At 47.9% G+C, this 413-nt stretch carries 1 pseudogene; it reads right to left on the bottom strand.

Annotated elements, in window-relative coordinates:
- Window positions 1-403, bottom strand: a pseudogene (locus DC53_RS0121005) (hypothetical protein); the annotation flags it as partial.
- Between the last annotated feature and the right edge of the window lie 10 nt (window positions 404-413).

Below are 413 nucleotides of genomic sequence, written 5' to 3'. Positions count from 1 at the left end.
GCTCATATCGATATGTGACATTCCACTCTGGTAACTCAAAGTCATTGAAGTATTGCGCGTCTTGGTTGTATCGCAGATAAGCATCACCACCACGCGTGACTGTGCCGCTGTATGGTTTCTGAGCGTGAGTTGTTATGCCTTCATCGATGAATATGGGTAGTGTTGCCACGGGTTCTGGCTCTATTATTGGTGGGGCGATTGGTTCTGATGGGTCTAGTGGAATTGATGGCACTTCCACTACTGGCGATTCTGGTGCTTCTGACTCTGGCATCAATACCGGCGGATCGACTTGCGGTTTTGTATCTGGCGCTGTTACTATCTTTTGTTGTGCTGGTGCGCTTTGCTCTGAGTTGCACCCAGTCGCTAAGCCCGTTACTATTACCACGGTTAGTAAGCTTTTCATTGTATAACCT

Origin of the sequence: Pseudoalteromonas fuliginea (assembly GCF_000690055.1) — a bacterium.
Taxonomy (GTDB): Bacteria; Pseudomonadota; Gammaproteobacteria; order Enterobacterales; family Alteromonadaceae; genus Pseudoalteromonas; species Pseudoalteromonas fuliginea.
The sequence above is the reverse complement of the archived record's forward strand: the minus strand, read 5'-3'. Positions and strand labels throughout refer to the sequence as shown.